This is a genomic window from Mesorhizobium sp. M1399 (assembly GCF_040317735.1).
In the GTDB taxonomy this organism is placed as follows: Bacteria; Pseudomonadota; Alphaproteobacteria; order Rhizobiales; family Rhizobiaceae; genus Mesorhizobium.
Window position 1 is genome coordinate 21,025 of record NZ_JAMYKZ010000016.1, and the last position, 25,359, is coordinate 46,383.

Annotated in this window: 22 protein-coding genes; 14 read left to right on the forward strand and 8 right to left on the reverse strand. The window is 64.2% G+C overall.

All coding sequences use genetic code 11. The features are described from left to right. Nucleotides 1-84 precede the first annotated feature (84 nt). Entirely contained in the window at nucleotides 85-1,005 is a 921-nt protein-coding gene (locus tag NKH05_RS25230) for a DMT family transporter (RefSeq protein WP_352483994.1), read from the forward strand. Here the strand turns inward: NKH05_RS25230 and NKH05_RS25235 are convergent. Further along, the gene (locus NKH05_RS25235; protein WP_352483993.1) at nucleotides 1,002-1,904 is read right to left on the reverse strand and encodes a phosphotransferase; all 903 of its coding nucleotides are present in this window, start codon (nucleotides 1,902-1,904) and stop codon (nucleotides 1,002-1,004) included. The two genes, NKH05_RS25230 and NKH05_RS25235, sit on opposite strands and share 4 nt — an antisense overlap. Nucleotides 1,905-2,008: 104 nt before the next feature. Here NKH05_RS25235 and NKH05_RS25240 point away from each other — a divergent pair, with 104 nt between their 5' ends. Further along, nucleotides 2,009-2,641: a class I SAM-dependent DNA methyltransferase gene (locus NKH05_RS25240; RefSeq protein ID WP_023717942.1), complete on the forward strand. Its 633-nt coding sequence runs from the start codon at nucleotides 2,009-2,011 to the stop codon at nucleotides 2,639-2,641. Nucleotides 2,642-2,659: 18 nt separating this feature from the next. On the opposite strand, the gene NKH05_RS25245 is transcribed toward NKH05_RS25240, so the two are convergent. After that, nucleotides 2,660-5,113, reverse strand: coding sequence for a GcvT family protein (locus tag NKH05_RS25245; RefSeq protein ID WP_352483992.1), 2,454 nt, complete (start codon nucleotides 5,111-5,113; stop codon nucleotides 2,660-2,662). Then, nucleotides 5,110-5,994, reverse strand: a complete 885-nt coding sequence (locus NKH05_RS25250; RefSeq protein ID WP_023717944.1) for a phosphotransferase family protein — start codon at nucleotides 5,992-5,994, stop codon at nucleotides 5,110-5,112. Before NKH05_RS25250 ends, NKH05_RS25245 begins: the two co-directional genes overlap by 4 nt. A gap of 435 nt (nucleotides 5,995-6,429) precedes the next feature. Here NKH05_RS25250 and NKH05_RS25255 point away from each other — a divergent pair, with 435 nt between their 5' ends. The 7 genes from NKH05_RS25255 to NKH05_RS25285 all read left to right on the forward strand — a co-directional run bounded on the left by NKH05_RS25255 (nucleotide 6,430) and on the right by NKH05_RS25285 (nucleotide 13,956). Beyond that, on the forward strand, nucleotides 6,430-7,206 hold the full coding sequence (locus NKH05_RS25255; RefSeq protein ID WP_352495767.1) for a DeoR/GlpR family DNA-binding transcription regulator: 777 nt from the start codon (nucleotides 6,430-6,432) through the stop codon (nucleotides 7,204-7,206). A gap of 66 nt (nucleotides 7,207-7,272) precedes the next feature. After that, nucleotides 7,273-8,199 carry a LysR family transcriptional regulator gene (locus tag NKH05_RS25260; RefSeq protein WP_353026316.1) on the forward strand — a complete coding sequence of 309 codons (927 nt, stop codon included), beginning with the start codon at nucleotides 7,273-7,275 and terminating at the stop codon, nucleotides 8,197-8,199. Between the two features lie 198 nt (nucleotides 8,200-8,397). After that, the gene (locus tag NKH05_RS25265) at nucleotides 8,398-9,552 is read left to right on the forward strand and encodes an ABC transporter substrate-binding protein (RefSeq protein WP_023717948.1); all 1,155 of its coding nucleotides are present in this window, start codon (nucleotides 8,398-8,400) and stop codon (nucleotides 9,550-9,552) included. Nucleotides 9,553-9,734: 182 nt separating this feature from the next. Beyond that, entirely contained in the window at nucleotides 9,735-10,733 is a 999-nt protein-coding gene (locus NKH05_RS25270; RefSeq protein WP_352483990.1) for an ABC transporter ATP-binding protein, read from the forward strand. A 14-nt stretch (nucleotides 10,734-10,747) separates the two neighbouring features. Beyond that, entirely contained in the window at nucleotides 10,748-11,698 is a 951-nt protein-coding gene (locus tag NKH05_RS25275; RefSeq protein ID WP_352484000.1) for an ABC transporter permease, read from the forward strand. Further along, nucleotides 11,688-12,503, forward strand: coding sequence for an ABC transporter permease (locus tag NKH05_RS25280; RefSeq protein WP_352483989.1), 816 nt, complete (start codon nucleotides 11,688-11,690; stop codon nucleotides 12,501-12,503). Before NKH05_RS25275 ends, NKH05_RS25280 begins: the two co-directional genes overlap by 11 nt. 25 nt (nucleotides 12,504-12,528) lie before the next feature. Next, nucleotides 12,529-13,956 carry a gamma-aminobutyraldehyde dehydrogenase gene (locus NKH05_RS25285; protein WP_352483988.1) on the forward strand — a complete coding sequence of 476 codons (1,428 nt, stop codon included), beginning with the start codon at nucleotides 12,529-12,531 and terminating at the stop codon, nucleotides 13,954-13,956. A 49-nt stretch (nucleotides 13,957-14,005) separates the two neighbouring features. Here the strand turns inward: NKH05_RS25285 and nhaA are convergent, their stop codons facing one another. The 5 genes from nhaA to NKH05_RS25310 all read right to left on the reverse strand — a co-directional run bounded on the left by nhaA (nucleotide 14,006) and on the right by NKH05_RS25310 (nucleotide 20,884). After that, entirely contained in the window at nucleotides 14,006-15,199 is a 1,194-nt protein-coding gene (gene nhaA / locus NKH05_RS25290; protein ID WP_352640675.1) for a Na+/H+ antiporter NhaA, read from the reverse strand. A 91-nt stretch (nucleotides 15,200-15,290) separates the two neighbouring features. Continuing rightward, nucleotides 15,291-15,854 (reverse strand): ActR/PrrA/RegA family redox response regulator transcription factor, encoded by a 564-nt coding sequence (locus NKH05_RS25295; protein WP_023676342.1) that lies wholly within the window; start codon nucleotides 15,852-15,854, stop codon nucleotides 15,291-15,293. Between the two features lie 63 nt (nucleotides 15,855-15,917). Beyond that, complete coding sequence (locus tag NKH05_RS25300) at nucleotides 15,918-17,243, reverse strand: ActS/PrrB/RegB family redox-sensitive histidine kinase (RefSeq protein WP_353026319.1); 1,326 nt, start codon at nucleotides 17,241-17,243, stop codon at nucleotides 15,918-15,920. A gap of 91 nt (nucleotides 17,244-17,334) precedes the next feature. After that, on the reverse strand, nucleotides 17,335-19,917 hold the full coding sequence (gene hrpB / locus NKH05_RS25305) for an ATP-dependent helicase HrpB (RefSeq protein ID WP_353026321.1): 2,583 nt from the start codon (nucleotides 19,915-19,917) through the stop codon (nucleotides 17,335-17,337). Nucleotides 19,918-19,993: 76 nt separating this feature from the next. Beyond that, nucleotides 19,994-20,884 (reverse strand): DMT family transporter, encoded by an 891-nt coding sequence (locus tag NKH05_RS25310; protein WP_352640679.1) that lies wholly within the window; start codon nucleotides 20,882-20,884, stop codon nucleotides 19,994-19,996. Between the two features lie 26 nt (nucleotides 20,885-20,910). On the opposite strand from NKH05_RS25310, the gene NKH05_RS25315 reads away from it, so the two are divergent. From NKH05_RS25315 to NKH05_RS25335, 5 genes are all read left to right on the forward strand, one after another. After that, nucleotides 20,911-21,600, forward strand: coding sequence for a PIG-L deacetylase family protein (locus tag NKH05_RS25315; protein WP_352717818.1), 690 nt, complete (start codon nucleotides 20,911-20,913; stop codon nucleotides 21,598-21,600). 210 nt (nucleotides 21,601-21,810) lie between these two features. Continuing rightward, entirely contained in the window at nucleotides 21,811-23,142 is a 1,332-nt protein-coding gene (locus tag NKH05_RS25320) for an ABC transporter substrate-binding protein (protein ID WP_023717957.1), read from the forward strand. Nucleotides 23,143-23,264: 122 nt separating this feature from the next. Continuing rightward, nucleotides 23,265-24,212 carry a carbohydrate ABC transporter permease gene (locus NKH05_RS25325; protein ID WP_031211681.1) on the forward strand — a complete coding sequence of 316 codons (948 nt, stop codon included), beginning with the start codon at nucleotides 23,265-23,267 and terminating at the stop codon, nucleotides 24,210-24,212. Further along, complete coding sequence (locus NKH05_RS25330; protein ID WP_023717959.1) at nucleotides 24,209-25,159, forward strand: carbohydrate ABC transporter permease; 951 nt, start codon at nucleotides 24,209-24,211, stop codon at nucleotides 25,157-25,159. The genes NKH05_RS25325 and NKH05_RS25330 overlap by 4 nt, the downstream gene beginning before the upstream one ends. Continuing rightward, a complete protein-coding gene (locus NKH05_RS25335) occupies nucleotides 25,156-25,356 on the forward strand; it encodes a hypothetical protein (RefSeq protein WP_352640685.1) in 201 nt (66 codons plus the stop codon). The genes NKH05_RS25330 and NKH05_RS25335 overlap by 4 nt, the downstream gene beginning before the upstream one ends. Nucleotides 25,357-25,359: the final 3 nt, after the last annotated feature.

Below are 25,359 nucleotides of genomic sequence, written 5' to 3' on the forward strand. Positions count from 1 at the left end.
AATTCTCGATTTTCGCCTCGTCACGGCCGCTGCTAGCGACTACGACGCGGGTCACCGTAGCCACGGCGAGGAACCGGTAACGGAATGGCGCAGCCCGCAGCCCAGAACTCGACGATCAGGAACGTGCTGCTGGCCGGCATCCTGCTGATGCTCGCCGGCGATTTCCTGTTTGCCTTGAACGACGCGATGGGCAAGTGGCTGGTCGCCAGTTTTTCCGTCGGCCAGGTCGTGCTGATCCGCTCGATCGGCGCCTTTTTCATACTCGGGCCGATGATTGCACATCAGGGTGCGGCCAAGCTGTTTCGCATGGAGCGGCCGGAGCTGCAGCTGCTGCGCGTGGTGATGACGACGCTCGACACGGCGCTGTTCTACGCGGCGGTCGTCTATCTGCCGCTCGCCGACGTGATGAGCTTCTACATGGCCGGGCCGATCTATGTCGCGGCGCTGTCGCACTTCTTGCTTGGCGAAAGGGTCGGCTGGCGCCGCTGGGCGGCTATCCTGGTCGGTTTCTGCGGCGTGCTGATCATGCTGAAGCCGTCTTCGGCCGCGTTCTCGCTGTCGTCGATGTTCGCGCTCGCCGGCAGCATTTCCTTTGCCTTCGCCATCATCCTCAACCGGCGACTGCGCGGCACCAGCGACACCTCGCTGGTCACCTGGCAAACCATCGGCACGCTGCTGGTCGGCGCTGCGTTGACCATCGGCAGTTGGAAGACGCCGTCCTCGCTCGATTTCGGCGCCATGCTGCTTCTCGGCATTGTCTCCTGCGGCGCGCATCTGATGATCACTAGGGCATTGAAGCTTGCGCCTGCCTCGACCTTGGCGCCGCTGCATTACAGCCTGCTGTTGTGGGCAGTGGTCTTCGGCTCGGCCTTCTTCGGCGATGTGCCTGGGCCACGCATCCTGGTCGGCTCGGCCATTGTCGTGCTGGCCGGCCTGTTCATCTTCCACCGCCAGAAGGTGGTCGACACGGTGCCGCCCGAAAACGTGCCGAAGGGTGTGAACTAACCCTGGCGCACCGCCGCGAGATGCCGTGAAAATTCCGGCGTCTCCATCAGTGCCTTGCAGCGCGCGAAGCGGCCGTCGGCGTAGGCGCGGAAATCGTCGACCGGATTGCCGTTGGCAAGCTGGATCAAGCCCCACAGCGTCCACAACAGGTCGCACATCGCCTTGTAGATGACGATGCGGGCGCGCTCCGCCGGTCTCGGCTCGCCGCCGAAATAGGCCAGCATCATCTCCTCGTCCTGCGCGGCGTCGAATTGCCCTTCGACGCTGAGGTCGCCGAGATCCCAGAGCGGATCGTTCATCCCGGAATATTCCCAGTCGACGATCCACATCCTGTCGCCCGTATCGAGAAAGTTTTCGCAGAGCGGATCGCAGTGGCAGGCGACGATTGGCAGAGGATGAGCCGCAAGTGCCGAGCGCACGGTTTCCGCTTCGCGGACCCCATCGTGGTAGCCGGCAGGCAGGGCGACGTCCTTGGTCGACAGCACTTTCAGATAATCATCGATCATCGCAAACAGTTCAAAGCGGAAGGGGAACACCGCGCCGGATGTGTGCAGTTTGCGAAAGGCCTTGCCGGCGCGTGCCGGGCTGCCCGGTCGGGTCTTGAATTTTTCCGGCGACATCGTCTCGGCGCTGGCGATGAAGCGGGTCACCAGCACGCCGGTCTCGGCATCGACATGCAGCACTTCCGGGCTGACGCCGGCCTTCGCCGCTTCCCGCGCCGCCACTGCCTCGTTGGCGCGGTTGATGTATTCCTCGGTACCCTTGCCGGGGATACGCAGGCAGAAATCCTTACCCCTGAAGACGAGGTTGGTCAGGCCGCCGAGCCGTTCCAGCGGGCCGTCATAACCGGCCAGCATCGGAATGGCCGCAAGTGCGGCGCGTGCCTGGTCGTCCGCCATGGCTTTCGCTCCTTTTCCAGTCTTTATTGTCGCGACGACGGTTCCACAGTTTTCGCCGTTTGGCTATGATCGCGTCGCAGATCGATACCAGGCGACGGAAAGCGATGACGGACAGCAAACAGCAGAGCGCGCTCGCCGCAGCCTATGCGGCGAAGCGACCGGAAGACGTCGCGGCGCTCTACGACAGCTGGGCCGGCACCTATGACGCCGACATGTCGGCGGCCGGCTATCGCCATCCGACCATCTGCCTTGCCTTGCTGGCCCGCCATCTGCCGCGCGGCGCCGCTCCTCTCCTCGATGCTGGCGCAGGCACCGGGCTCATCGGCGAATGGCTTGCCATCACCGGTTATCCGCAGGTCGAGGCGCTCGACATTTCGGAAGGCATGCTGGCGCAAGCCGCGCGCAAAGGCGTCTATTCGGCCCTTCATTGCCTGGCGCTTGGCGCGCCGCTGCCTTTCGTGGACGATGCCTATGCCGGGATCATCTCAGCCGGCGTCTTCACGTCCGGCCATGTCGGGGCCGAGGGTCTGGACGAGCTGATCCGCATCTGCCGGCCGGGCGGGGTGATCGTGCTGACGGTGAAGAACACGCTGTGGGATGCGGGTTTTGCCGCGCGGATCGCCGAGCTCGAGGCGCAAGGCACCGTCACCCGCGCCGAGGAGACGCCGCCCTATGTCTCGATGCCAGGCGAGGCCGATACGGTGCCCAGCCGGGGGCTGGTGCTCATCGTGAACTGAGGCTGAAACCGGAAGGCTCTAGGCCTTCACCTTTGCTCCCGCCGGATCGTAAAGCGGCTCGAGGTGGATTTTAGCCGGCGTCCGTTCCATCGCCACCACCAGCTCGTAATCGCCGGAGGTGAGGAAATCATCGCCGACGCCATCGGCATTGCGCACATAGCCGTAGCCGATGTTCTTGCCGACGGTGTAGCCATAGCCGCCGCTGGTGAGATAACCGACGGCCTCGCCATTGCGCAGGATGGTCTCACGCCCGAGCAGCACGATATCCGGATCATCGACTGTGAAGCCGGCAAAACGTTTCCTGAGCGCCGCGCCGTCGAGCTTTTCAAGCGCCCGCCGGCCGAGGAAATCGGTGTTCTTCCTGAGCTTCACCGCCCAGCCGAGGCCGGCCTCCTGCGGCGTGTCGTTGGGCGTGATATCGGCGCCCCAGGCGCGGTAACCTTTTTCCAGCCGCAGCGATTCTAGCGCCCGATAGCCGACCGGGCGAATGTTGTGGACAGCGCCCGCCGTCATCAGCGCGTCGAAAACCTCGCCCGTCGCCGCGATCGGCGCATGCAGCTCCCAGCCGAGCTCGCCGACATAGGTGACGCGCAGTGCCCGAATGACGTGGCCGGCAATGGCGATCTCGCGAACATGGCCGAACGGAAAGGCGGCGTTCGAGACGTCGGCATCGGTCACCGCTGACAGCACGTCGCGGGCGCGCGGCCCCATCAGCGACAATGTGCCGAACTCCTCGGTGACGTCGGTCAGCGTCACGTCGAACTCGCTGCCGATATGATCGGCAATCCAGGAGAAATCATGCGTGCGGAAACCGGTGCCGGTGACGATGTAGAATTTCTCCTCATCGAGCCTCGCCACGGTCAAATCGGCCTCGATACCGCCGCGCGTGTTGAGGAGCTGCGTGTAGGTCAGCCGGCCGACCGGCTTGGCAACGTCGTTGGCGCAGATCCAGTCCAGCGCCTTCAGCGCGTCGGCACCGGTCATTTCGTATTTGGCGAAAGACGACTGGTCGAAAATGCCGATCTTTTCGCGCACGTGGCGGTGCTCGTCGCCGACGGGTGAAAACCAGTTCTGCCGGCCCATCGAATAGAGGTCCTTCGGCTCGATGCCTTCCGGCGCGAACCAGTTCGGCCGCTCCCAGCCAAGTTTCGAGCCGAACACGGCGCGATGTTTTTGCAGCCGTTCGTATAAAGGCGAAACGATGCGTGGCCGGCCGCTGACATATTCCTCGTGCGGGAAGCCGATCGTGTAGTGCTTGCCGTAGGCTTCCAGCGTGCGGTCTCGGACCCATTGCCGGTCGCGGTGCAGATCGGAAAAGCGGCGGATGTCGACCACCCACAGATCGAGCGGCGCCTCGCCGTCGACCACCCATTGCGCCAGCACCCAGCCGGCGCCGCCGCCGGATGCAATGCCGAAGGCGTTGAAGCCGGCGCCGACGAACATATTGGGGCATTCCGGCGCCACACCGAGGATGAAATTGCCGTCCGGCGTAAAGCTCTCCGGACCGTTGATCATCTGCTTGACGCCGACATTGGTGAGCGCCGGGACACGCTCGATCGCCTGGCTCATATGCTGCTCGAAATGATCGTAATCATCGTCGAACAGCCGGAACTCCCAATCGTCCGGCACATCGCCGCCGGGCAGACCGGTCGTCCAGGCCTGCGGGTTCGGCTCGTAGCCGCCCATCACCAACCCGCCGACCTCCTCCTTGAAATAGGTGCGGCGATCGGGGTCGCGAATCGTCGGCGCATCGGTCGCCAAGCCGTCGATCCTCCCGGTGATGATGTACTGGTGCTTCACCGGCTGCAGCGGCACGTTTATGCCGGCGAGCGCACCCACCTGCCGCGCCCATTGCCCGGCGCAGTTCACCACCTTGTCGCAGGCGATATCGCCCTTGCTGGTCTTCACCGCGGTGATGCGGCCGTCTCTCATTTCGAAGCCGGTGACCCGCACCTCCTCGAACAATTTTGCGCCGTGCATGCGCGCGCCTTTGGCCAGCGACTGGGTGATGTCGGAAGGGCTTGCCTGACCGTCGCTCGGCAGCCAGGAAGCGCCGACGAGGTCGCCGGTTTCCAGCAGCGGCCACATTTCCTTGACCTCGGTCGGCGACAGCAGATGCATGTCCATGCCGAAGCTCTTTGCCGTCGTTGCCAGCCGCTTATACTCAGTCCAGCGGTCGGCATTGGTGGCAAGCCGCAGGCAGCCGGTCATCTTCCAGCCGGTGGCAAGGCCGGTTTCGGCTTGCAGCCCTTTGTATAGATCGACCGAATATTTGAGCACCCGCGTGATCGACGCCGACGAGCGCAGCTGGCCGACCAGCCCGGCAGCATGCCAGGTCGAGCCCGAGGTCAGCTTGCCCTGTTCGAGCAGCACGATTTCGGCCTTGTGGTCGCGCGCCAGATGATAGGCCGTCGAACAGCCGATGATGCCACCGCCGATGACGACGATGCCGGCCTGGGCGGGCAAGGTCATGGCCGCATCCCGTATTTTGTCCTGTAGTTTTCCAGGGCGGCTTCGAGCCGCGCCAGGTTTTCGTCGGCGTAGGCGGCGTAGTCGACGCCGGGCGCATCGAGGTAGAGCTCGGAAACCATGCCCCACATCGCCTCGCGCAGCAGCGACGCGCATTGCATGGCGGCGTGCGAGCGCCGTATCGCTTCGTCCGGCTCCTTCATGAAGTAGGCGGTCAGGAAGGCGAAGGATTCCTCGTCGCTCATGCCGGCATTGGAAGCCGCGCCGGCAAGGTCGAACATCGCGGTGTTGAAGCCGGCATATTCGAAATCGATGAGCCATAGCCTGTGACCGTCATCGATTATGTTAGCCGGCAGAAGATCGTTGTGGCCGAAGACGATCGGCAGCAGTTTTTGCGCGCGCTCGAGCTCGTCCGCCAGCGTCAGCAGGCGTGGCAATTCGCCCAGCTTGCGGCTGCCGCCTTCCTCCAGCGTGCGCGCATAGTCGCGAATGACGTGGAATACCCAGAACATGAAGCCGGCGCCGGAGACATGACCGGGCATCTCCCGGTGGAAACCGCGCAGCAACGCGGCGACGCGGCCGAGATCGGCGCGCACGTCTTGCGCGACATAGGCCTTGGCGCCGAGATACTCCGTCACCATGACGCCGGGTCCGGTGTAGCGGACGGCCGGAGCGAAGCCTGCCGCGTGTGCTGCCCGCGCGGTCATCATCTCGCGCTCGCGAAAGACATGGTGGAACGGATAGTCCTGCCCGATGCGCACGACGTGCCGCCCGGCCGCGTCCTTGACCAGGTAATTGGCATTGCTCAACCCGCCCGGCAGCGGCGCAATGTCGATGCTGCCGGTCCAGCAAGGCAGCGCGCGGATGCGGTCTTCGACAGTCACGATCTCGTCCAACATTGGGTCAATTTTCCACGCATGTCATGGCTGGCCAGCGATGACAATCGGACGGAGGAATGGAGGCAACGCGAAGATCTCGTCGGTGCAGATCTCGGGATCGGTATCCCGCACCGCACCGACGAGCCCCTTTGTGCCGGGTTCTTCGACGCCGGCATCCGCCCCCGCGGATCCTAATTTTCGGTTCCCTCGCACCCGAGGATTTCCCAGGCGTTCAGGCAGGCGATTTTTCGTGCGGCTCAGCCGTCGGCCTCCGTTCCGGGCCTGTCACAGCGATAATGTCGCGCCAGGCTGGAGACGTTGTCAACGCGAAATTGTGGTGTTTTCTGCTTTTTTGCCCGAATGTTGCGAAATATGTTGGAGTAAGTGGCATTTATGCCGTAGAAACGGTCAATGGTGCAACAATTCGACCGGTTGGAACCGATGGGCCACTCGAAGCGGCATGGCGAAATCCTGCGCCTCCTCAAGGAGGAAGGCACCGTCACCATTGCCAGCCTGGCTGACCGGCTGGGCGTCTCGCTGGAGACGGTACGCCGCGATGTCAAGCCACTGACCAGCGATGGTTCCATCCTCAAGATGCATGGCGCCGTCGGCCTGCCGTCGATTGCCGGCGAAGCGCCGTTCGAGCGGCGCATGCGTGAGAACGCCGATGCCAAGCGGGCAATTGCCCGCATGGTCGCTGCCACCATCCGCGACGGCGAGTCGATCATGCTCGACACCGGCACGACCACGAGCTTCCTGGCCCGCGAGCTGCTCGGCCACCGGCGGCTGACGGTCGTCACCAATTCCTCCGACATCGCCCGCACGCTGGCCACCGTCAACGGCAACAAGGTCTATATGGCCGGCGGCGAGCTGCGCAGCGATTCCGGTGCTGCTTTCGGCGTCTCAGCCATCGAATTCGTCAGCCGCTTCTCCGTCAGCCACGCGGTGATTTCGACCGGCGCGGTCGATGCCATCACGGGTGTCATGGACTATGACCTCGAAGAGGCTGAGTTCGCCCGCATGGTGCTGTCGCGCGGCCAGCGTTCGCTTGTCGTCACCGACCACAGCAAATTCGGCCGGCAGGGTCTGGTTCAGGTCTGCGGCTTCGACGGCTTTTCCGAACTCGCGACCGACCGGCCGCCGCCGCATGACATCGCCGCCGCCCTTGCCCAGGCCGGCGCGCGGCTCAGCATTGAGGATGGCGGAAGCGAGGACTGAGCTCTATCGGGAGAACGGCACCAGCACCCACTTCCCAGCGCCGCCTCTGCCGTGTTTAGTCCGGCCATGGCTTTCACCATCCGCCAATTGCAGTTCTTCATCGCCGTCGCCGAGCAAGGCACGGTGTCGGGCGCCGCCCAGAATCTGTCGATCTCGCAATCCTCGGTCACCGAGGCGATCAAGGAGCTGGAGCACGATCTCGGCGTCGAGCTGTTCGAGCGCCACCCGCGCGGGCTGAACATCACCCACAAGGGCCACCAGTTCCTGCGCCATGCGAGGAAGATCCTTGCCGACGTTTCCGATGCGCGCCACGCCTTCTTCGGCGAACAGATCGCGGCAAGCGGGCGGCTGCAACTTGGCGTCACCTCGCTGGTCGCCGGCTATGTGCTGTCCGATCTTCTTGCCCGCTATCGCCGCGCCTATCCAGGTGTCGAGGTCTCGGCGATCGAAGACAATGGCGACTATCTCGAGCACCTGTTGATCGGCGGCAAGCTCGACATTGCGGTCATGGTCACCTCGAACCTGCGCGACCGCACGGCGCTGCAGTCCGAAATCCTCGAAGTCTCGGCCTACCGGCTGTGGCTGCCGCTCGGCCATCCATTGGCCGGTGCCGACATCATCGGCATCGGCGATATCGCCCCGGAACCGCTGATCATGCTGACCGTCGACGAGATCGAGGAGAATACCGGAAAGCTGCTGACGGCGATCGGCGCCAAACCGCACGTCGCATTCCGCACCCGCTCGGTCGAAGCGGTGCGCAGTCTCGTCGCCACCGGCGCCGGCGTGGCGCTGCTGCCGGACCTCGTCTACCGGCCATGGTCGCTGGAAGGCGACCGCATCGAATCGCGCGATATTTCGGGATCGTTGCCGGTCGTCCAGGTCGGCATGGTCTGGCGGCGCGGCTCCGGCCTGCCGCAGGCGGCGCGCGACTTCATCGGACTTGCCCAGTCGCAGCGCATGGTGCGCCAACGGCCCGAGAAGATCGGCCGGTGATGTATCGGAAAAACCGATATCGGCTTTCTGATAAATGAATTTGCGAAACCGGAAATTTCGCAGCACTTTTGAGCCAGGGAACAAAGCTGCCGCAGGAGCACGGCCCCTTAGAGCCGCGCATCCAACGTTTGAACGGGCGCATGACCTTTTCCGAAAACCGAAACCGGTTTCGAGGTCATGCAAAATGGGAGATCGACGATGAATTCATTGCTGAAATCATGCACTGCCTTGACGGTCGCGCTGACCTTCTCCGGCCAGGCCATCGCCCAGGTCAAGGAGCTGGGCAAGGGTGAAGGCGAGGTCAATATCGTCGCCTGGCCGGGCTATATCGAGCGCGGCGAAACCGACAAGGGCTATGATTGGGTCACCTCGTTCGAGAAGGAAACCGGCTGCAAGGTCAACGTCAAGACCGCCAACACCTCCGACGAGATGGTTTCGTTGATGAACGAAGGCGGTTTCGACCTTGTCACTGCCTCGGGCGACGCCTCGCTGCGCCTGGTTGCGGGCAAGCGCGTCCAGCCGATCAACACCGACCTCATCCCGAGCTGGAAGACGGTCGACGACCGGCTGAAGGATGCGCCCTGGTTCACCGTCGGCGGTGTCCATTACGGCGTGCCGTACCAATGGGGGCCGAATGTGCTGATGTACAACACCGAAGTGTTCAAGGAGGCGCCGAAGAGCTGGAACATCGTGTTCGAGGAAATGAAGCTACCCGACGGCAAGTCGAACAAGGGCCGCGTCCAGGCCTATGACGGGCCGATCCACATTGCTGATGCCGCCAACTACCTGATGGCCCACAAGCCGGAGCTCGGCATCAAGGATCCGTACGAACTGACTGAGGACCAATACAAGGCTGCGCTCGACCTGCTGCGCGTCCAGCGTACGCTGGTCGGACGCTACTGGCATGACGCTGCCATCCAGGTCGACGATTTCCAGAACGAAGGCGTCGTCGCCTCCGGTTCATGGCCCTATCAGGTCAACACGCTGATCGCGGCCAAGAAGCCGGTCGCCTCGACCATTCCCGAGGAGGGCGTCACCGGCTGGGCCGACACCACCATGATGGAGGCCGATGCGGCCCACCCGAACTGCGCCTACATGTGGATTGAGCATTCGCTGTCGCCGAAAGTGCAGGGCGACGTCTCCGCCTGGTTCGGCTCGCTGCCGGTGGTGCCCGCCGCCTGCAAGGGCAACGAACTGCTCGGCGAAGAGGGCTGCAAGACCAACGGCTACGACAATTTCGACAAGATCAAGTTCTGGAAGACGCCGGTCTCGAAATGCGCCACCCAGAACGACCAGTGCGTGCCCTATTACCGCTGGGTGTCGGACTATATCGGCGTCATCGGCGGACGGTGAGTTCGTCTCACCTACGAAGCTCGGCGCTGCCCCTCACCCTTACCCTCTCCCCGTGAAGAACGGGGGGTCGCCAGCGTTGGAGCGCCTCCCTTCTCCCCGTCCACTACGGGAGAAGGTACCGGCAGGCGGATGAGGGGCAGCGCTACCCTGAATTTGATGAGCCTGACAGATCAGGACAACCCATGACCCCCGCCGTTTCTTTCCAAAAAGTCTCCCGCCATTTCGGCAGCGTGCGTGCCGTCGACGCGGTCGATCTCGACATCGTGCCGGGCGAGTTCTTCGCCATGCTCGGGCCATCCGGCTCGGGCAAGACGACGTGCCTGCGCCTCATCGCCGGGTTCGAGCAGCCGACGGCGGGCTCGATCTCGATCTTCGGCGAACGCGCCGAGGGCGTGCCGCCCTATCGCCGCAACGTCAACACCGTGTTCCAGGATTATGCGCTGTTCCCGCATCTCAACGTGCTCGACAACGTCGCCTATGGGCTGATGGTCAAGGGCGTCGGCAGACCGGAGCGGCAAAAGGCGGCGGAAGAAGCGCTGGCGCTGGTGCGGCTTCCCGGCTACGGCGCGCGTCGCCCTGGCCAGCTTTCCGGCGGCCAGCGCCAGCGCGTCGCGCTCGCCCGTGCGCTGGTCAACCAGCCCAAGGTGCTGTTGCTCGACGAGCCGCTCGGCGCGCTCGACCTCAAGCTTCGCGAGAACATGCAGGAGGAGTTGAAATCGCTGCAGAAGGCGCTCGGCATCACCTTCGTGTTCGTCACCCATGACCAGGGCGAGGCGCTGTCGATGGCCGATCGCGTCGCCGTCTTCAACGACGGCAAGATCATGCAGATCGGCACGCCGGAAGACATCTACCAGCGCCCCAAGACCCGCTTCGTCGCCGATTTCGTCGGCTCGTCCAACGTACTGCCGCCGGATTTCGTCCAGCGCTATGCCGGCCAGCATCGCTGGGGCAGCCTGCGCCCTGAATCCATTCGCATCGGCCGGGCGGCCAAGGGCGACGGCGTTGCGGCTCGCCTGGTGTCGACCAACTATCTCGGCGCGACGATAAGACTGGCGCTCGATGCCGAAGGCTTGCGGCTGCATGCCATCGTGCCGGCGGGTGCTGCCTTGCCCCGGGAAGGCGAGGCGGTGGTGCTCACCTTCAACCGCGAGCATTTGCATCTGATGGACGAGCTGGGATGAGCCTGGACGCCGCCATGCCGCGGGCCACGACCCCCGCCATCCTGCCGGGAAGCGGCGGCCTGCGCGGCGCGCTCTCCGACCTCTTCTGGCGCCGGCCCCAACTCCTGCTTCTGCTCATGCTGCTGCCGCCGGTTCTTTGGCTCGGCATCGTCTATATCGGCTCGCTGTTCGCGCTGCTTTTGCAGAGCTTCTTCTCGATCGACGAGTTCTCCGGCCTCATCAACCGCGAGTTCACGCTGAAGACTTATGGCGACCTGCTGCAGGCCGCCAATCTCGACATCATCCTGCGCACGGTAACGATGGCGGCGCTGGTGACGTTTGCGTCGGCGGTCATTGCCTTTCCCATCGCCTATTACGCGGCGCGCTATGCGCGCGGCCGTTGGAAGGCGTTGTTTTATCTCGGCGTCATGCTGCCGCTGTGGTCGAGCTACCTGGTCAAGATCTATGCCTGGAAGCTGATCCTCGCCAAGGAAGGCATCCTGACGTGGCTGCTGACCAAATTGCATCTTCTTTGGCTGCTTGATGCCTGGCTGTCGCTGCCGATCGTCGGCGGCAACTCGCTGTCGGTATCGTCCACCGGCACCTTCATCGTCTTTGTCTATGTCTGGCTGCCGTTCATGATCCTGCCGGTGCAGGCGGCCCTCGAGCGCGTGCCGGGCAATCTGGTCGAGGCTTCTTCCGATCTCGGCGCGTCACCCGGCCAGACCTTCCGCAACGTGCTGTTCCCGCTGGCATTGCCGGGTATCGTCGCCGGTTCGATCTTCACCTTCTCGCTGACGCTCGGCGACTACATCATTCCGCAGATCATCGGCACCTCGCGGCTGTTCATCGGCCAGGCCGTCTATTCGCAGCAGGGCACCGCCGGCAACATCCCGCTCGCCGCCGCCTTCACTGTGGTGCCGATCGTCATCATGGGCTTCTATCTCTGGGGCGCCAAGCGCATGGGGGCCTTCGATGCGCTCTGACCGCGGCCAATCCGCGCCGATCGGCCTGAAGCTCGCTGCCACCGGGGGCCTGCTTTTCCTGCACCTGCCGATTCTGCTGATCTTCGTCTATGCCTTCACCACCGAGGAGAAGAGCTTCGTCTGGCCGCCGCCGGGCCTGACCACGCAATGGTTCGCCGTCACCTGGAACCGCCCCGACGTCTGGCAGGCGCTGTCGCTGTCTGTACGGGTCGCGGCGATCTCGACCGCCATCGCGCTGGTCCTCGGCACGCTCTGCGCCGCCGCCGTGTCCCGCACAAAATTCTTTGGCCGCGAAACCATATCGCTGCTGGTCATCCTGCCGATCGCGTTGCCCGGCATCATCACCGGCATTGCGCTGCGCTCGGCCTTCGCGCTGGCCGAAATCCCGTTCTCGTTCTGGACGATCGTCCTCGGCCACGCCACCTTCTGCGTGGTCGTCGTCTACAACAATGCGGTCGCCCGTTTCCGCCGCACGTCCGGCTCGATGATCGAGGCGTCGATGGATCTCGGCGCCGACGGTTTCCAGACCTTTCGGCATGTCGTGCTGCCCAACATCGCAACCGCGCTGCTGGCCGGCGGCATGCTTGCCTTTGCGCTGTCCTTCGACGAGGTCATCGTCACCACCTTCACCGCCGGCCAGCAGCAGACGGTGCCGATCTGGATGCTCGAAGAGTTGATCCGTCCGCGCCAGCGTCCGGTCACCAATGTCGTGGCCATGGTGGTGGTGCTGGTGACGCTGCTTCCCATCCTCGCTGCCTATTACCTGACCCGCGACGGCGACCAGATCGCCGGTTCGGGCAAATGATCTCGTTCATAAGGGAGAGACTTCCATGGACACGCAGATGCTGATCGGCTCGAAATTCGAAAAAGGCACCGAGACCGAGGAACCGATCCTCAACCCGAAGACCGGGGCGAGCATCCTCAATCTGCCCGAGGCCAGCCCGGCGCAGATCGAGGCGGCGGTGCTTGCCGCCGAAAAAGCCTTCGTCACCTGGTCCCGCACAACGCCGGCGCAGCGCGCCGGCTATCTCCTGAAGATCGCCGATCGCATCGAGGCCGCGGCACAGGATTTCGCGGCGCTCGAGGCGCTGAACTGCGGCAAGCCGATCAATGCCGTGCTTAATGACGAGATCCCGGCGATCGTCGACTGCTATCGCTTCTTTGCCGGTGCGGTCCGCTCGATGCCCGGCCAGGTCGCCGGCGAATACATTCCCGGCCACACCTCGATGGTCCGCCGCGACGCCATCGGCGTTGTCGCGTCGATTGCGCCGTGGAACTATCCGCTGATGATGATGGCCTGGAAGCTGGCGCCGGCGATTGCCGGCGGCAACACCGTCGTCTTCAAGCCGTCGGAACAGACGCCGCTGACCGCGCTGAAGCTTGCGAAAATCCTTGCCGAGATCCTGCCGGAAGGCGTCGTCAACGTCGTGCTCGGCCGCGGCGACAGTGTCGGCAACACGCTGATCAACCACCCGAAGGTCAACATGATCTCGATCACCGGCGACGTCGCCACTGGCAAGAAGGTGCTGCAGGCCGCCGCCAAATCGGTCAAGCGCACACATCTCGAGCTCGGTGGCAAGGCGCCCGTCATCGTCTTCGACGACGCCGATCTCGGTGCAGTGGTCAACGGTCTGCGCGCCTTCGGCTATTACAATGCCGGCCAGGACTGCACCGCCGCCTGCCGCATCTATGCCGGCAAGAAGATCTACGACAAGCTTGTCGCCGACCTCTCCGCTGCGGTCTCGACCATCAAGTATGATCGCCCCGACGATACCGAGAACGAGATCGGCCCGCTGATTTCGCGTCGCCAGCGTGATCGCGTCTCGAGCTTCGTCGAGCGCGCGTCTGAGCTCAAGCACATCGAGATCACCACGGGCGGCAAGCCGGGCGAGGGCTCCGGCTTCTTCTACCAGCCGACCGTCGTCGCCGGCGCGCTGCAGGAAGACGAGATCGTGCGCCGCGAAGTGTTCGGCCCGGTGGTTTCGGTCACCCGTTTTTCCGAAGTCGACGAGGCGGTGAACTGGGCCAATGACTCTGACTATGGCCTGGCGTCATCGGTGTGGACCAAGGACGTTTCGCGCGCCATGGCGACGGCCGCCCGCCTGCAATATGGCTGCACCTGGATCAACACCCACTTCATGCTGACAAACGAGATGCCGCATGGCGGGTTGAAACAATCCGGCTACGGCAAGGACATGTCGCTCTATGCGCTGGAGGATTATACAGCCGTCCGCCACGTCATGATTGCGCACGGGTAGGGTCCAGATGCGGGAGAAGGTGGCCTGAAGGCCGGAAGTGGCGGCGCGACTATTCTTCCGCCTCGTCCGTCCCGTCCGCCGCCGGCGCCACCAGCAGCACGGTGGCGCCGAGGAGCGCGGCGATGAAGGAGCCGGCGAGGATGCCGACCTTGACCGCGTCCTGCAGAGCGACGTCGCTGGCGAAGGCGAGCAGGCCGATGAACAGGCTCATGGTGAAGCCGATGCCGCAGAGCAGCGAAATGCCGATCATGTGCAGCCAGCCGGCATTGACCGGCAGATCGGCGAAGCCGAGCCGGATGGCAAGCGCAGAAGACCCGAACACGCCGACCAGCTTGCCGGCGACGAGGCCGGCGGCGACGCCGAGCGTCAGCGGCTCGGCCAGGGCGGCAGCGCTGAGACCGCCGAGCGAGACGCCGGCGTTGGCAAAGCCGAAAATCGGAATGACGAAAAAGGCGACGACTTTGTGCAGGCCGTGTTCGAGCCGGTGCAGCGGCGAATGGTCGAGATCGTGGCCGCTGCCCAGCGATATCTTCAATGGAATGGTGAGGGCCAGCGCGACGCCGGCAAGCGTCGCATGGACGCCCGATTTGAGCACCAAAACCCACAGAACGATGCCGAGCAAGACGTACGGCAGCAACGTCAGCACCCGCATGCGGTTGAGCACCACCAGCAGCGCGATGACCGAGAAGGCGGCGCCGAGATAGGCGAGCGACAGGCCGCTGGTATAGAACACCGCAATGATGAGCACGGCGCCGAGATCGTCGATGATGGCGAGCGCGGTGAGGAATATCTTCAGCGAGCCCGGCACGCGGCTGCCGAGCAGCGACAGCACTCCGAGCGCAAAGGCGATATCGGTGGCGGTCGGGATCGCCCAGCCGGACAGAGCGGCCGGATCGTTGCGGTTGATGGCGACGTAGACCAGTGCCGGCACCGCCATGCCGCCGGCGGCGGCGATGCCGGGCAGCACGCGGCGCGGCCAAGTCGAGAGCTGGCCGTCGAGCATCTCGCGCTTGATCTCGAGGCCGACCAGCAGGAAGAACACCGCCATCAGGCCGTCATTGATCCAGTGCGAGACGCTGAGCGGTCCGAGATAGGCGTGGAGGGCGGAGAAATAAGCCTCGCCCAGCGGCGAATTGGCGACGATCAGGGCCAGCGCCGCCGCAGCCATCAGGATGAGGCCGCCGGCCGCCTCGCTGTCGAGGAATTCGCGCAGCATGGAGACCAGCCGCTTTTCGTCCTGCATGTCGCCTCCGTCGTATCAGCGGCAAGGTCCGACACCGCCAAGCGATGATGCGCAAACAGCGCTGGCCGGGCAAGCCTGCAGTCAGAGCCTTTTAGCGCGGCGCGCGCTTGGCGAGGATACGCTGCAGCGTGCGGCGATGCATGTTCAGCCGGCGCGCGGTTTCCGAGACGTTGCGGTCGCACATTTCATAGACGCGCTGGATGTGCTCCCAGCGTACCCGGTCGGCCGACATCGGATTTTCGGGCGGTGCTGCGCGTTCGCCCGCCGTGCGGGTCAGGGCTGCAAAGATGTCGTCGGCGTCGGCCGGCTTCGACAGATAGTCGATAGCGCCGAGCTTCACCGCCGTCACCGCGGTGGCGATGTTGCCGTAGCCAGTGAGGATGATGGCGCGGGCATCGTCGCGCTTCTCGCGGATCGCGGCGACGACGTCGAGGCCGTTGCCGTCGGCCAGCCGCATGTCGACCACCGCATAGGCCGGCGGATTGGCGCGCGCCTTGGCAACCGCTTCCTCGACGCTCTCTGCCGTCTCGACGACAAAACCCCTGGTTTCCATGGCGCGGGCAAGCCGCGTCAGGAACGGCTTGTCGTCGTCGACGATCAGCAGCGAGGTGTCCTCGCCTTCGACCATTGCGCCAATCGTTTCGTCAGTACTCATCGTGCTGAAAATCCTGCTGCCTGATTTTTACGCAAATATAGTTTCGCAACGCTATTGTCCAATTTAGGCCGTGTCGAACATGGTGGCCGAAGCCTGCTCGGGATTGAGGAAGACGCTGCGCGGCCACGATATCTGCACGATAGCGCCCTCGCCGGGCTCGCTCGAATTGCGGAAATCGAGCGTCGCGCCGGAGCGTTCGAGCAAGGTCTTGGCGATGAATAGGCCGAGGCCGAGGCCGCCGCCGGCTTCGGTGCCTTGTCGCGTTGACATATAGGGTTCGCCGATGCGGTCGATGATCTCGGGCGGAAAGCCCGGCCCGTCGTCGATGATCGTGAAGCTGACAACGGCCTCGGTCCAGCTCCAGCGCACGGTGACATTCTTGCGGGCGAAGTCGACGGCGTTCTCGACCAGATTGCCGAGGCCGTAGATGACGCCGGGATTGCGCCGGCCCACCGGTTCCGGGCCGATGCGCTCGCCCGGCCGAAGCTTGATCGAAATGCCGAAATCGCGGTGCGGCGCCGTCACCTCCTCGACCAGCGAGGTCAGCGGCAGGCGCGAGAGGTGCACCTCGCTCTCGGAGGAAAGGCTGGTCAGGCGCTTCAGGATTTCGCGGCAGCGCTCGCTCTGCGAACGCAGCAGCTTCACGTCCTCGCCATATTTCGGATCTTGGCCAAGCGCCTTCTCCATCTCCTTGGCGACAAGCGCGATCGTGGCGAGCGGCGTGCCGAGCTCGTGCGCGGCGGCGGCGGCGAGGCCGTCGAGGGCCGAGAGATGCTGCTCTCGCTGCAGCACCAGTTCGGTGGCGGCAAGCGCGTTGGCAAGCAGCCGCGCCTCCTCGGCCACCCGGAAGGCATAGATCGCGGTAAAGGCGATGGAGCAGAACACCGCCATCCACATGCCGGCGACATAGATGAACGGCATCGCCAATGGCGCGCCCTCATGCCAGGGCAGCGGCAGGTGGTAAAAGACCAGCAGCGTCGCCGCCACGATCACCAGCGCGCCGAGCATGGCGGTCAGCCGCAGCGGCAGCGACGTCGCCGAGACGACGACGGGCACGGTCATCAGCAGCGAAAACGGATTGGTGAGACCGCCGGTCATGTAGAGCAGGCCGGCAAGCTGCAGGCTGTCGAAGGTCAGGATGGCAAAGGCCGAGAGCGGGGTAAGCCGATGCGCCGCCGGATAGCGGAAGGTCAGCAAAAGGTTCATCCAGGCCGAACAAGCGATCAGCGCAAAACACATGCTGACCGGCAGCGGAAATTTCAGCCCGTAAGCGACGACAAGCACGGTCAGGCTCTGGCCGACGATGGCAAGCCAGCGCAACCTGATCAGCGTGTTGAGGCGCAGCCGCTGGCTTTGCTGGAAGTCGGGTGCGTGCAGGATGTTTATCATGGCCAATGATTATAGAGGGGAAACAGCCGGAGGTCTTTTCCGAAAAAGCGCCGAAGCTGGCCTTCCGTTCGGGATAACAGTCCGGGAATCATTAGGTACCGCGCGGTTTGGCGCGGCTCGTGGCGGCGGCGAGAAGCGGGTTCTCCGGCCAGACATGCCTGGGATAGCGGCCGCGCATGTCTGTCCGCACATCGGCCCAGGAGCCGCGCCAGAACCCGGGCAGGTCGCGCGTCGTCTGGATCGGCCGGTGCGCCGGTGACAGCAATTCGAGCGTCAGCGGCACAGTGCCGTTGGCGATCGCGGGATGCCGGTCGAGGCCGAACAGCTCCTGCACGCGGATTGCCAGTACCGGCCATTCGCCTTCATAGCGGATCGGCAGCCGACTGCCCGACGGCGCGTCGAAATGGGTCGGCGCCAATGTGTCGATCTTGCGCTGCAATTCGTGCGGTACCAGCGTCATCAGGCCTTGCGAAAGCACGCTGGGATCGATCGCGGCAAAGGATGCGGCACCGGAAAGGAACGGCAGCAGCCAGTCGTCGAGGCGCTCGACGAGCGCCGCATCGGAGACATCGGGCCATGGCGCACCGAGGCCGCGATGCAGCCAGCCGAGCCGCTGCCGCAACGTCTCCGCTTCCCTGCTCCACGGCAGCAGCGACAGGCCGTGTTCGCGCAAGGCGTCGAGAATGGCGCTGTCTGCGTCGGCACCGGTCGGCGCCGGCAGCATGCGTTCGGACAACGTGATGGCGCCGAGCCGAACCGTTTCGCGCACCCGCACCGCGCGCCTATCGCGGTCGAAGCTCACCTCGCGGCGAGTCTCGATCTTTTCCGCCAGCGCGGTGCGGATGTCGGCCTCGTCGAGCGCCGCCGCCGCGGTGATGCGGGCGTTCTGCGCCTTACCCTGCAGATCGGCGACGACGAGCCAGGTCTCGCCGGCCAGCGGGTCGGAGGCGTCGAGCATGGCGCCGGAGCCGTTGGCAAGCACGAAGCGGCCACGCTCGCCGCGCGCTTTAGCGACCCGGTCCGGCCAGGCATGGATGAGGAGAGCGCCGGCGGTGCTGCCCTCTCCCTTGAGGGGAGGGTCGATCCGCGTAGCGGACCGGGGTGGGGTCGGTTCGGGCACGCCATCGGCGACCCCGCCGCGTCTCCCTCGTCTCGCTGCGCTCGGCTCGCTCGCCGACCCTCCCGTCGAGGGGGAGGGTGAAGCCTGCTTTGCCAACCTCTCGGCCAGCTGCCGGGCAGCGGTGGCACGCGGCGATCTTTCGGCATGAAAGCGCATCAGCCGCCGTTCGAGATCGGCACCATCGCCGCCAAGGCCGCGCTCGGTGAGCAGCATGGCCAGCATCGCCGCCTCGAGCGCCTGGCCGGTCCTTGCCGCCTCGGCGACCATGTGGGCGAGCCGGACCGGCAGAGCCAGCTTGCGCACCGCGGCACCGGCCTCCGTCAAGCGCCCTGCCGCATCGACGGCATCGAGCGCGCGCAGCAGCGCCCTTGCCTCGTTGAGCGCCGGAGCCGGCGGGGGGTCGAGGAAGGACAGGCTCGTCGGATCGGCAACGCCGAACGCCGCGCAATCGAGCAACAGGCCGGAGAGATCGGCTTCGAGGATTTCCGGCGGCGTGAAGGCCGGCAGTGCCGCGGTCTGCTCGGCCCGCCACAGCCGGATGGCGACGCCCGGCTGTGTGCGCCCGGCACGGCCGGCGCGCTGGTCGGCGGAAGCGCGGGAAGCACGCACCGTCTCCAGTCGCGTCAGGCCGCTGGCCGGCTCATAGCGCGGCAGCCGCGACAGGCCGGAATCGATGACGACGCGCACGCCGTCGATAGTGATCGAGGTTTCGGCGATCGACGTCGCCAGCACCACCTTGCGGCGGCCGGGCGGCGCCGGCTTGATCGCCGCGTCCTGCGCCTTGTTGTCGAGCATGCCATAGAGCGGCACGATGTCGGTGTCGGCGCCGACCTTGCCCGCCAGCCGCTCGGCGGTGCGCTCGATCTCGCGCTGGCCAGGCAGGAAGGCAAGCACGCTGCCCTCCTCCCCGGCAAGCGCCGAGCGGATCGCCCTTGCCATGGCATCCTCGATGGTGACGCCGGCCGGCCGCTCGTCATAGCGGATGTCGACCGGAAAGGCGCGGCCTGCGCTCTCGATCACCGGCGCGCCGGACAGCAATTTTGCGACACGCGCACCGTCGAGCGTCGCCGACATCACCAGCAATCTGAGGTCGGGCCTCAGCGCACTTTGCACGTCGAGCGCCAGCGCCAGCCCGAAATCGCCGTCGAGCGAGCGTTCGTGGAACTCGTCGAACAACACCGCCGCGACACCGGGCAGCTCGGGATCGTCGAGGATCATGCGGGACAGCACGCCTTCGGTGACGACGAGAATCCTGGTCTTTGCGGAAGTGCGGTTTTCCATGCGCATGGCATAGCCGACGGTTTCACCGGGCTCTTGGCCGAGCAATTCGGCCATGCGGCGGGCGGCAGCGCGGGCGGCGAGGCGGCGCGGCTCGAGCAGAATGATTTTTCCGGCGCCGAGCCATTCAGCGTCGAGCAGCGCCAGTGGAACCAGCGTCGTCTTGCCGGCACCGGGCGGCGCCACCAGCACGGCGCTATTGCCATGGCCGAGCGCTTCATTGAGCGCCGGCAAGGCAGCGGAGACCGGCAGGTCCGGCAAAGGTTTTGTGGTCATTGTCCCAAGGATGTGCAGCCAGTTGGCAGTGACCGCATATCAGCGGTGGCGGTCGCGGCGCAACCTCGGCGCCGACTCAAAGCCTGGTCCGCGAAAACGGGTTCCAGCGCACGGTGCCGAGCCGCACCTCCTCGCGCACCATCGTCAGCAGACCGGAACCGCCGACCACGGCCAAGCCGACCAGCGACAGAAAATCCGGATATTCCCTGAAGAACAGCGCACCTAGAACCACCGCCCAGACGATTTGCGAATAATGCGTTGGCGCGATGCGGTTGGCCGGCGCGTATTTGACCGCCAGCAGATGCAGCAACTGACCGCCGGCGGTAAAGGCGCCGGCCAGCACCAGCCACGCCCATTGCCTGCCATCCGGCAGCGAGAACGAGGTAGCCGCCGCACCGACGCCGTTGAAGAGCAGGCCGTAGCCGATCAGCACGCCGAGCATCGTCGTGCGCTTTTCCTGCGCGGCGAGCGAACGCATCAGGATGACATTGGTGGCGGCCAGGAAGGCGATGATGAACGCCGCCAGATGACCAAGATGCAACTCGCGAAACCCAGGCCTGACGACCAGCATCACCCCGGCAAAGCCAGCGACGACCGCCAGCCACCGCCATGGGCCGACCTTCTCTTTGAGGACGAGCGTGGCCAGGATGGTGACGAACAGCGGCGCCAGGAAGATCAGCGCATAGACTTCCGCCAGCGGGATGGTGGTGAAGGCGTAGACGCTGAGCACGCCGGAGGCGATGCCGGCCCAGGCGCGGGCCTGTACCGCCCAAGGCCGTGTCGTGCGCCAGAAATCGCGCCAACGCTCGCCTGGCGGCCTGGCAAAGAGCAGAAAGCAGCCGGCAAACAATGTCGAGAAGAAGCCGATCTCGAAGACGTTGAACTGCCCGCCCAGGCTTTTGACAACCGCGTCGCTGCACGAATAGCTTGCATAGGCGATGAGAGCGAGCAGAATTCCGTTGGGCACGTTTTCCATTTCCGGGAGGGATGAGAGTGAAGATATTGGCGCTTGGCGCGCATCCGGACGACATCGAGATCTTCATGTTCGGTACGATGGCCGCCTATGCCGCGCAAGGCGCAGAACTCTTTTTTGCCGTAGCCACGGATGGCGCCAGGGGCGGCTACGGCGATCCGGCCGCGCTTGCCCGCACGCGCCGCAAAGAGGCGACGGCGGCGGCCGGTCTGCTTGGCGTGACGCCGCGCTTCATCCATTTTCCCGATGGCGCGCTGGTGGCGGACGCCGCCCTGATCGGGGCGCTGAGAGCACTGATCGGCGAGATAGGGCCGGATCTGGCGATTACCCATGCGCCGAACGACTATCATGGCGACCACCGCGCGCTGTCGGACGGCGTGCGCATCGCCGCGTCATTCTCGGTGCCGGTACTGCATGCCGACACGCTCGGCGGCACCGGGTTTTCGCCGACGCATTACGTCGATACCTCCAGGCATTTCGATCTCAAGGCGGAGGCGATCCGGGCGCATCAGTCGCAGGATCCCGAGCGTTTCGTCAATGCGGCGCGCACGCTGAACGCCTTTCGCGCCGGCCAGTGCAACGGCCCAGCCGGAGCGTTCGCGGAGGCCTTCCGCTTCGAGCCGGTCTTCCCCTTCGCCGACATCCGCGCCCTGCTGCCGCCGCCCCCAGCGATCCGTCCGGTGACGGTCAGCAACAAGACGGTGACCTAGGCGGGCGCCGCAACTCCGACATTGCTCCCCGATTCGACATGCTGCGGTGCAGCAACGAATTCGCTTGCCTTGTTTAGTAAAAATTGCATCACTAAACAAATTACTAAACATCCGACGTGTTGCCGCGCCGTTGTGTTTAGGCCCCGGAGGAGGGGTTTAGCGGGCTCTTGAAACCGTCATCCGGACGCGTTTCGCAAATGGGAGGAAGGCATGAAATCGACCTTGAAACTGGCGTTGGGACTGGCATCGACACTCCTCGCGTCGACAGCCGTTTCGAACGTCGCGCAGGCAGAAGATCTGACGCTTTGCTGGGCAGCCTGGGACCCGGCTAACGCGCTCGTGGAATTGTCCAAGGACTTCACCAAGGAAACCGGCATCGGCATGAAATTCGAATTCGTGCCGTGGACCAACTATGCCGACCGCTTTCTCAACGAGCTGAATTCGCACGGCAAGCTGTGCGACATGATCATCGGCGACAGCCAGTGGATCGGCGGCGCCGCCGAGAACGGCCATTACGTCAAGCTGAACGACTTCTTCGACAAGGAGAAGATCAGCATGGACGATTTCGTGCCGGCGACTGTCGTCGGCTACTCGGAATGGCCGAAGAACTCGCCGAATTACTGGGCGCTGCCGGCTATGGGCGACGTCGTCGGCTGGACCTATCGCAAGGACTGGTTCTCCAAGCCGGAACTGCAGAAGGAATTCAAGGAGAAATACGGTTGGGATCTCGGCCCGCCGACAACCTTCGACCAGCTGAGGCAGATCGCCGAATTCTTCCAGAAGCGCGAGATCGACGGCAAGACCGTCTATGGCGCGTCGATCTACACCGAGCGCGGCTCGGAAGGTATCACCATGGGTGCCATGGACGTACTCTACAGCTTCGGCTTCCAGTATGAAAATCCGAAAAAGCCCTACGAGATGGAAGGTTTCGTCAACTCCGATAAATCGGTGAAGGGCTTGGAGTTCTACAAGGCGCTCTATGATTGCTGCACCCCTCCCGGCGCCTCGAACAGCTACATGGGCGAAGGCGTCGACGCCTTCAAATCCGGCCAGGTGGCGATGCACATGAACTTCGCCTTCACCTGGCCAGGCCTGCAGAAGGACGAAAATGTCGGCGGCGACAAGATCGGCTATTTCGTCAATCCCAAGGGTCCCGACGGCGACCAGTTCGCCCAGCTCGGCGGCCAGGGCATCTCGGTGGTCTCCTATTCCGACAAGCAGGAAGCCGCGCTCAAATACATCAAATGGTTCGCCAACAAGGACGTGCAGTCCAAATGGTGGTCGCTCGGCGGCTATTCCTGCCTCAACGCGGTCGTCAAGGACCCGGGCTTCCCGGCCAGCCAGCCTTATGCGCAGACCTTCCTCGACTCTATGGCCATCGTGAAGGATTTCTGGGCCGAGCCGAGCTACGCACCGCTGCTGCAGGCATCGCAGAAGCGCTTCCACGACTATGTCGTTGCCGGGCAAGGCTCGGCCAAGGACGCGCTCGACGGCCTCGTCAAGGACTGGACCGAGGTCTTCCAGGACGATGGCAAGATGTAATCGGATGTAACCGGCTCCTCCCGAGCCCATGACCGAACCGTCCCGTGCCGCCCTTGGCACGGGACACAGTTCAGATAAATTCCATTCTCGAGACGATCCAAGTGACCGAAGCAGGACTGACTATGCTCAATCGGACGGCGGACAGCGTTGCCCGGGCTACGCCTGAGCCGTTGGCCCGCAAGGTCCGGGGCATCAGCGACAAGGGCCTCGCCTGGCTGTTCATCTCGCCGACGATCCTGTTGCTTCTCGCCATCAATATCTTCCCGCTGTTCTGGGCGATCTATCTGTCCTTCACCAACTTTCGCGCCAATCGCCCCAACGAGGTGGTGAAGAACCTTGGGCTGGCCAACTACAAGCGCATCCTCGCTGACCAGGACATCTGGATCGCCATGCAGACGACGGCGCATTTCGTGTTCTGGACCATCCTGCTGCAGACGCTGATCGGCTTCACGCTGGCCTGGCTGATCGACCGTAAGTTTCGTGGCCACGCCTTCTGGACGACCATCATCCTGGTGCCGATGATGCTGTCGCCGGCGGTGGTCGGTAATTTCTGGCGCTTCCTCTACGAGCCACAGATCGGGCTGTTCGCCTACGCCGTTTCGTTCGTCACCGGCATTCCGGCAACCGAGATCAGCATGCTGTCCAACGTCTCGCTGGCGCCATGGTCGATCATCATCGTCGATACCTGGATGTGGACTCCCTACGTGATGCTGATCTGCCTCGCCGGCCTGCGCTCGATCCCCGAATACATCTACGAAGCGGCCGAGGTCGACCGCGCCTCCAACTGGCGGCAGTTCTGGTCGATCACGCTGCCGATGGCGCTGCCCTTCATCATGCTGGCGGTGTTGTTTCGCGGAATCGAGAACTTCAAGATGTTCGACATGGTCAATTTGCTCACCGGCGGCGGGCCGGGATCGACCACCGAAGTGGCCTCGATCACGCTGAAGCGGCAGGCCTTCGAAAGCTGGCGGACGGGCTATTCCTCGGCCTTCGCCATCATCCTGTTCGTCGCGGTGTTCGGCCTGGCGAACATCTACGTCAAGGCGCTCAACAAGGTGAAGCAGAGATGAGCCTGACGTCAGCCCATTCGGTCGTCGCACCCTCGGCCACGTCGAAGCGCGTCGCCGGCACGATTATCGTGGCCTACGCGCTGATCTCGATCGTACCGCTGCTGTGGATCTTCGCGACAAGCTTCAAGACGCCGCCGGATTCGATTGCCTATCCGCCGAAGATCCTGTTCCAGCCCAGCGTTGAGGGCTACTGTAACCTGTTCACGACGCGGACAAGGCAGACGCCGGAATACATCAACTCGCTGGGGCCGGCGACGGGCCTTTGCGACGAGACGGTGCGCAAGCGCAACATGGTGATCGCCGGCCCCTCGAACTTCATGCCGCGCTTCGTCAATTCGCTGATCATCGCCTTCGGCTCAACCTTTTGCGCAGTGTTCCTCGGCACGCTGTCGGCCTACGGTTTTTCGCGCTTCAAAGTGCCGCTCGCCGACGACCTTTTGTTCTTCATCCTGTCGACGCGGATGATGCCGCCGATCGCGGTCGCGATTCCCATCTACCTGATGTATCGCGAGCTTGGCCTGTCGGACACGGCTCTCGGCATGATCCTGCTCTATACGGCGGTTAACGTGTCGTTGGCAGTGTGGCTGCTGAAAGGCTTCATCGACGAGATCCCGCGCGAATATGAAGAAGCGGCGATGATCGACGGCTACACCAGGCTGCAGGCGTTCTGGCGCACGGTACTGCCGCAGGCGACCACCGGTATTGCCGCAACCGCCATTTTCTGTCTGATCTTTGCCTGGAACGAATATGCCTTCGCTGCGCTACTGACCTCGGGCACGGCGCAGACCGCGCCGCCCTTCATCCCGACCATCATCGGCGAAGGCGGCCAGGACTGGCCGGCGGTCGCGGCCGGCACAACGATCTTCCTGGTGCCGATCCTGGTCTTCACCATCCTGCTTCGCAAGCAATTGCTGCGCGGCATCACCTTCGGCGCGGTGCGCAAATGAGCATGACCGCAAAACGCAAATCGCGCTGGCCCGTTTGGGCCAGGCGCGGGCTGATGGAAAACGTCGCCACGGCGATCATCGCCATCGGCTTCCTGATGCTGTTCCAGCCCTTCGCGCTGGCGCTCTACACCTATTCCTTCATCACCATGCTGGCCGGCACGGCGATGTTCATCATCGTCTCGAAATTTCCGGAGTAGACG